3 protein-coding genes are annotated in these 3,375 nt (G+C 74.7%); 2 read left to right on the top strand and 1 reads right to left on the bottom strand.

Going from position 1 to position 3,375, the window contains the following annotated elements:
* The first annotated feature begins 929 nt into the window (after positions 1–929).
* Both ACOV8S_RS01570 and ACOV8S_RS01565 read left to right on the top strand, forming a co-directional pair.
* Positions 930–1,388: a GNAT family N-acetyltransferase gene (locus ACOV8S_RS01570; protein ID WP_448315540.1), complete on the top strand. Its 459-nt coding sequence runs from the start codon at positions 930–932 to the stop codon at positions 1,386–1,388.
* Positions 1,389–1,431: 43 nt separating this feature from the next.
* On the top strand, positions 1,432–1,905 hold the full coding sequence (locus ACOV8S_RS01565) for an N-acetyltransferase family protein (protein ID WP_448315538.1): 474 nt from the start codon (positions 1,432–1,434) through the stop codon (positions 1,903–1,905).
* Here ACOV8S_RS01565 and ACOV8S_RS01560 read toward each other — a convergent pair.
* Positions 1,886–3,106, bottom strand: coding sequence for an FAD-dependent oxidoreductase (locus ACOV8S_RS01560; RefSeq protein WP_448315536.1), 1,221 nt, complete (start codon positions 3,104–3,106; stop codon positions 1,886–1,888). The two genes, ACOV8S_RS01565 and ACOV8S_RS01560, sit on opposite strands and share 20 nt — an antisense overlap.
* Positions 3,107–3,375 lie beyond the last annotated feature (269 nt).

Genomic DNA, 3,375 nt, shown 5'->3' with positions numbered 1-3,375 from the left:
GGGCAGAGGGGCACGCGGGGGCGCCGGCGGCCTCCACCGGAGGAGCGCGGGCTGCCGGACCGGACACGGAGCTTCCATGGCCGGCCCGGCGGCAGCGCAGTGCCTGCTGCCTGCCGGGGAGGACAGTCGTGGTGGGCCCCGGCGGCGAGGGCCGGGAGGTGGTTCCCGCCGCCCGCGACTCGGACGACGGCCGGGAGGCAGGCGCCGACGACAGGCGGCCGTCGTCGTCAGGGGGACGAGGCCGGGGCGGTACCGGACTCAGGTGCCGACGGCCGACGCGGTGGGGGCGCCGTGGCATGCCGTGACGGCTGCGTGCCCGGCGCGGATGGCGGCGACGTCTTAGGCGGGCAGGTGGGGCTGCGCATGGGATGTCCTCTTCGGTGTCCGTTGTGGGGGGTGGACCACGGTCCGAGGTGCGGCGGTGCCGGGGGCGACTCCCGTCGGCACGGGGCCCGAGGCGGGCGACCGGCTTTCGGGAGGTCCCGTCGGCCCTCCGTGGGACGGGGCCGAGCAGTCCCGAACCGTCCCGGGCAGTGCCGATCGGCGCCGGTGGGTGCCGATCGCTCGCCGCGTCGTCCGGTGTTCGCCCGGATGAAGGGACACTAAATTTGCGCTGAGGGAGTGTCAATCAGCGAATGCGGTCGGTTGAGGACACCTTTTCGCGGTCCCGGGTCGGCAAGTGAATGGGGTGCCCTTCAACTGAGCGGGAGGCGCTGCGAAATATCGACGAAATGCGAAGCGGGAACTCGCGACGTGAGAGAGGGGAACCGGTTTTTCCGCATTTCCGCGGGAGAAGCGGTTCCGAAACTCAACGAAACCGAACTGTGCGCGCGTTGGCCGAAACGGCACGCCGGCGTCGGGCACCGCCACGCGCGACGGACAGGGGAAAGGCGTTGACGTCCACGCGCGGGATCCGGTGTGCTGCCGTCATGAGCGACCTACGTATGGAGCGGCCGGAGGACGAGCGGTCCCTGGCGGACTGGCGGTTCGTCCACAACGCGATCATCCCGACGCACCAGTTGTCCCTGGAGGACGTGCGGGAGCGGGCCAAGCGCAACCACCTGGAGGTCGCGTACCTCGGGGACACGCTGATCGGGTGTTCGACGGTACGGCCGCCGGGGGAGGGCACGGCGACGGCCACGGTGATCGCGCGGGTGCTGCCGGCGCACCGGAGGCGAGGGCTCGGTGCGCAGCTGTACGCGCGAGGGCTGCGGCGGGCGCGGGAGCTGGGGGCCGAGGTGATCGAGACGGTGGTGCTGTCGTCCAACAAGAACGGCCTGCGGTTCGCCTACCGGAACGGGTTCCAGGAGATCGAGCGGTACCTGCTGGACGGGGACACGATTCCGTGGGTCGACCTGCGCCTGGTGCGGCCGGCGGCCGGGCGCTGAGACGGGCCGTCCGCGGCTGGGGCGGCGTGTGAGGATGGGCGGCATGATTCGACCAGCCGCACCTGCCGACGTCCCCGTCATCCACGGCCTCATCCGTGAGCTCGCCGAGTACGAGAAGGCGCCCGACGAGGCCGTGGCCACCGAGGAGCAGCTGCGGGAGGCGCTGTTCGGCGAGCGGCCCGCCGTGTACGCGCACATGGCGGTGGACGAGGCGACCGGGGAACCGGCCGGGTTCGCGATGTGGTTCCTGAACTTCTCCACCTGGCGAGGGGTGCACGGGATCTACCTGGAGGACCTGTACGTGCGGCCCGAGGCGCGCGGCGGCGGGCACGGGCGGGCGTTGCTCACCGAGCTGGCGCGCATCTGCGTGGAGCGCGGCTACCAGCGCCTGGAATGGTCGGTGCTGGACTGGAACGAGCCCGCCATCGGCTTCTACCAGGCGCTGGGCGCCCGCCCGCAGGACGAGTGGACGGTGTTCCGGCTGACGGACGAGGCGCTCACCGCGCTCGGGAGCTGACGGCCGCGCGCGGGGCCGGCGGCCTGAAACCGGGGACCGCCCGGTAGGGACCGAGGGCCAGGGACACCGCGGTGAGGGCGCTGCTGAAGGCCACGGCGGAGAGCACGCCCGGGGCGGCGACCTGGTCGCCGGCCAGGAACACGCCGCCGCCGCGGTCCACCGCGGGCCGGTCGCGCCAGGTGGTGCCGGGCGGGTCGACGGCGCCGGTGCGTCCCTCGGCCAGCGCCTCGCGGCGGTAGGTGATCCGCTCCCGCCAGTCGGGCAGCCCGAGGTCGAGCAGGGTCCCGCCGCGGGCGAGGGCGTCCTCGCGGGGCGCGCCGGGGGCCAGCGGGAACTGGGCCTGGAGCAGCTGCTCGCCCTCGGGGGCGAGGGTGGGGTCCGTGCCGGAGAAGCGCTCCATGTAGCCCGGGCCGTCCAGGTCGATGAGGGCGAAGGCGTCGCGCGGGTCCTCGCGCAGCGCCAGGTCGACCAGGACGGTACGGCCGCTCGGCCAGGTCAGCGACGGGTCGTCGAGGAGCGCGCGGGCGGCGGGCAGCGCGGTCGCGACGATCACGGGACCCGCGTCCGGCCGGGCGTCGGCGAGGTCGGTGATCCGCGAGCCGCTCTCCACGCGCACGCCGAGGTTGCGGACGCGGGCGGTCATCCGGGCGACGAAGGACTGCCAGCCGCCGCGGGGGTAGCGGACCTCCGGCGGGACGTGGGTCATCCGCCGCAGCCGCTCCTGGACGAAGCGGGCGGACAGCGAGCCCGGGTCGTGGTGGAAGAGGATCGTGACGGTGGCGTAGGCGGTGGCGCGGGCGGCCTCCTCGCCGACCTGCCAGGAGGCCCAGCTGAGGAAGTCGACGTCGGCGGGCACGTCCTCGGGGTCGAAGCGGAGCAGGCGCGCCATGCCGAACGGCGGAGCGCGGTGCAGCGTGCCGTCGCGGCGGAAGCGGAGCCGGGTCAGCTCGCGCAGCGGCGTCGGGGCCAGGGGGCCGATCAGGCCGCGGTCGTTCAGCCACCGCCACTGGGGGCTGAGGCTCAGGAAGGCGTGGGGGCCGTCGTTGGTGCGGTAGGGGCCGGCGGCGGTGCGGGCTCGGCCGCCGAGGTCGTGGTGGGCCTCGTGCAGGGTGACGTCGGCACCGCGTTCGGCGGCGGCGATGGCGGCGGTGAGTCCGGCGAGGCCGCCACCGACGACGGTGACGGTGACGGTGCGGGGCATGGTTCTCTCCCTCGGACGCGGGCGGGGCGGTCCGCTGCCGTCCGGTGCCGTCGTCCGCCGCGTCCGCCGCCTTCGCTGCGGTGCTGCGGTGCGGCGGTGCGGCGGTGCGGTGTGGTGCGCTGCGGTTCGCTTCCGCCGGTACGTGGTACGAGTCCCCGTTCGCGGGGCATCGACGCGGCGGAGCAGGCCCGGGCCCGGGCCTTCGAGGCGGCCGGACGGCGACCGGGAGGCGGTCGGGAGGCGGTCCGGCCTCGGCCGCGGTGAGGGAG

It is taken from the genome of Streptomyces sp. CO7 (assembly GCF_053474865.1).
The sequence above is the reverse complement of the archived record's forward strand: the minus strand, read 5'-3'. Positions and strand labels throughout refer to the sequence as shown.

Coding starts and splice junctions, on each gene's coding strand:
- ACOV8S_RS01565 (WP_448315538.1), top strand. CDS start 1,432: ATGATTCGACCAGCCGCACCTGCCGACGTCCCCGTCATCCACGGCCTC.
- ACOV8S_RS01570 (WP_448315540.1), top strand. CDS start 930: ATGAGCGACCTACGTATGGAGCGGCCGGAGGACGAGCGGTCCCTGGCG.
- ACOV8S_RS01560 (WP_448315536.1), bottom strand. CDS start 3,106: ATGCCCCGCACCGTCACCGTCACCGTCGTCGGTGGCGGCCTCGCCGGA.